Origin of the sequence: Streptomyces panaciradicis (genome assembly GCF_023516615.1) — a bacterium.
GTDB lineage: Bacteria > Actinomycetota > Actinomycetes > Streptomycetales > Streptomycetaceae > Streptomyces > Streptomyces panaciradicis.
This window is the reverse complement of record NZ_JAMGBF010000233.1, coordinates 1-2,600: the sequence shown is the minus strand read 5'-3', so window position 1 is coordinate 2,600 and position 2,600 is coordinate 1. Positions and strand designations below refer to the sequence as shown.

At 72.8% G+C, this 2,600-nt stretch carries 3 protein-coding genes and 1 pseudogene; 1 reads left to right on the top strand and 3 read right to left on the bottom strand.

Annotated features, from left to right (window positions below; genetic code table 11):
- On the top strand, positions 1-407 hold a 407-nt coding region (locus tag M8J74_RS42240; protein WP_249841475.1), incomplete at its 5' end, for a carbohydrate ABC transporter permease.
- A gap of 38 nt (positions 408-445) precedes the next feature.
- Here M8J74_RS42240 and pgl read toward each other — a convergent pair.
- The 3 genes and pseudogenes from pgl to M8J74_RS42225 all read right to left on the bottom strand — a co-directional run.
- Entirely contained in the window at positions 446-1,228 is a 783-nt protein-coding gene (gene pgl / locus M8J74_RS42235) for a 6-phosphogluconolactonase (RefSeq protein WP_249841474.1), read from the bottom strand.
- Entirely contained in the window at positions 1,225-2,346 is a 1,122-nt protein-coding gene (gene opcA, locus M8J74_RS42230; protein ID WP_249841473.1) for a glucose-6-phosphate dehydrogenase assembly protein OpcA, read from the bottom strand. The genes pgl and opcA overlap by 4 nt, the downstream gene beginning before the upstream one ends.
- Positions 2,343-2,600: pseudogene (locus tag M8J74_RS42225) on the bottom strand (glucose-6-phosphate dehydrogenase); the annotation flags it as partial. The gene opcA and the pseudogene M8J74_RS42225, both read right to left, overlap by 4 nt.

Genomic DNA, 2,600 nt, shown 5'->3' with positions numbered 1-2,600 from the left:
GCGTGGTGCTCTTCCACGTGGCGTACGGACTGCCGTTCGCGGTGTTCCTGCTGCGCAACTACTTCGCCGAGATGCCGAAGGAGATGCTGGAGGCGGCGCGGATGGACGGCGGCAGCGAGTGGCGCATCTTCACCCGGCTGGTCCTGCCGGTCGGCCGCCCCGCGATCGCCTCGCTGGCCATCTTCCAGTTCCTGTGGGTGTGGAACGACATGCTGGTCGCCCTGCTGTTCGCGGACCCCTCGTCACAGCCGCTGACCGTGGAACTCCAGTCCCAGATACGCCAGTTCGGCAGCAACATCGACGTCCTGGCCCCGGGCGCCTTCGTGTCGCTCGTGGTCCCGCTGGTGGTCTTCTTCGCCTTCCAACGGCACTTCGTGCAGGGCGTGATGGCCGGGTCGGTGAAGTGAGGCGGTGGGGGCTGCCCTCGGCAGCCCCCACCGCGTGCTCACGGCGACGCCGGTGGGTACAGCGACCTCGGGAGCTGCGAGGCGGCCGCCGCGTCCAGCAGCCACAGGGTGCGCTGCCTGCCGCGGGCGCCCGCCGCCGGGGCCTGGATCTCGCCCGCGCCGGACAGGGCGATCGCCGCGGCCTCCGCCTTGTCCTCGCCGGCCGCGAGCAGCCACACCTCGCGGGCCGCCCGGATCGCGGGCAGCGTCAGCGTCACCCGGGTCGGCGGCGGCTTGGGGGCGCCGTGGACGCCCACCACCGTGCGGTCCGTCTCCCGGACGGCCGGCAGCTCCGGGAACAGCGACGCCACGTGCGTGTCCGGGCCGACGCCCAGCATCAGCACGTCGAAGGTGGGCACGGCGCCGTGGTTCTCCGGGCCCGCCGCACGGGCCAGTTCCTCCGCGTAGGCCTCCGCCGCCGCGTCGACGTCGGAACCGAACGGGCCGTCGGAGGCGGGCATGGCGTGCACGCGCTTCGGGTCCAGCGGGACCGCGTCGAGCAGGGCCTCGCGGGCCTGCGTGACATTGCGGTCCGGGTCGCCCTCGGGCAGGAAGCGCTCGTCCCCCCACCACAGGTCCAGCCGGCCCCAGTCGATCGCGTCGCGGGCCGGCGCGGCGGCGAGGGCGGCCAGCAGGCCGTTGCCGTTGCGGCCGCCCGTGAGGACCACGGACGCGGAGCCCCGGGAGGACTGCGCGTCCACGATCTTCGTGATCAGACGGGCCGCGGCGGCCTGCGCCATCAGATCCTTGTCGTGATGCACGACCAGCTGCGGAGTGCTCACTTGGCCGCCGCCTTCTTCGACTCCTGCTTCACCGGCTCCTCCGCCGCCGCTTCCTGTGCGGGAGCTTTCGCAGCGTCCTCGACAGGCGTTTCGACGGCGACGGGTTCTCCGGTGCCGGGCTCGGACTCCCCGGGGGCGTCGGCGACCGGCTCTCCTTTGGGAGCCGGGTCCCGAAAGGGAGCCGCCGACGCCGGCGCGTGCAGCCGCTCCACCCCGAACCGCAGCGCCGACGCGTACGTGTCGTCCGGGTCGAGCCGCCGCAGCTCCTCCGCGATCAGCTCGGCCGTCTCCCGCCGCTTCAGCGCCACCGCACGGTCCGGCTGGCCCTGGATGGACAGGGTCGCGAGCGAACCGTCCGCCCGGTCCAGGACGATCGGCCCGCTGTCGGTGTGCATGCGCACCGCCGTCAGCCCGGGCCCGCCGGACAGCGACCGCTTCACGGGCACGTCGAGGCGGTCCGCCAGCCACATGGCCAGCAGCTCGCAGCTCGGGTTGAACTCCTCGCCCTCCACCTCGACGGCCTCCACCTCGCAGGTGACCTGGTCGAGAGCGGCGGCCAGCATCGAGCGCCACGGGGTGATGCGGGTCCAGGACAGGTCGGTGTCGCCGGGCGTGTAGGTGTCGGCGCGGGCCGCGAGCTCCCGTACCGGCTGCTCGGCGGCGTAGGTGTCCGTCACCCGGCGCTGGCCGAGGGCGCCCAGCGGGTCGCTGGCCGGGTCGAGCGGCGCGTTCACCGGCCACCAGACGACGACGGGCGCGTCCGGCAGCAGCAGGGGCAGTACGACGGACTGCGCGTGGTCGGCGATCTCGCCGTACATCCGCAGGACGACCGTCTCACCGGTCCCCGCGTCCGCGCCCACCCGCACCTCGGCGTCCAGCCGGGACGACGTGCGGTCGCGGGGGGTGCGCGAGACGCGCTTGATGACCACGAGCGTGCGCGAGGGGTGCTCGCGCGAGGCGTCGTTCGCGGCCTTCAGCGCGTCGTACGCGTTCTCCTCGTCCGTCACGATGACCAGCGTCAGCACCATGCCGACGGCGGGCGTGCCGATGGCACGCCGCCCCTGCACCAGTGCCTTGTTGATCTTGCTGGCCGTGGTGTCCGTGAGGTCTATCTTCATGGCCGGCGCCAGCTCCGTCCGTCTCGCTCGAGCATTTCGTCCGCCTCGACGGGACCCCAGGTGCCGGACGGGTACTGCGCGGGCTTGCCGTTCTCGTCCCAGTACTGCTCGATCGGGTCGAGGATCTTCCAGGACAGCTCGACCTCCTCGGTGCGCGGGAAGAGGTTCGAGTCGCCCAGCAGCACGTCCAGGATCAGGCGCTCGTACGCCTCCGGGGAGGACTCGGTGAACGACTCGCCGTAGGCGAAGTCCAT